General features: G+C 65.8%; 1 protein-coding gene. It reads left to right on the top strand.

Going from position 1 to position 257, the window contains the following annotated elements; translation table 11 throughout:
• The coding region (locus SB754_RS21335) for a DUF4916 domain-containing protein (RefSeq protein ID WP_410784335.1) at positions 1-257 on the top strand (257 nt) is incomplete at both ends.

Here is a 257-nt window from a genome sequence, read left to right as displayed (position 1 = left end):
GCCCATGGCGTTTCCCCAGCTGCCGCCGGCCCTGACACCGTTTGCCGTTGCCGAGTATTTCCCGTCACCGTCGCAGTCCGGACTGACGGATGAACGCCAGCACGCCGTCGCTCTGGCCTACCTCATTCCCGTTACCGGAGAGTGCGATCCACGGCAGGATGCCCTGGAACTGTCCTGGCTGACGCCGGAAGAGGCCCTAAGCCCTGAAATCTATGCCGAATTCGCCGGCGGACGGGGTGACCTCCTGCGGCAGGCCC

Origin of the sequence: Leifsonia sp. SIMBA_070, from assembly GCF_046534635.1 — a bacterium.
Classification (GTDB): Bacteria; Actinomycetota; Actinomycetes; order Actinomycetales; family Microbacteriaceae; genus Leifsonia.
The sequence above is the reverse complement of the archived record's forward strand: the minus strand, read 5'-3'. Positions and strand labels throughout refer to the sequence as shown.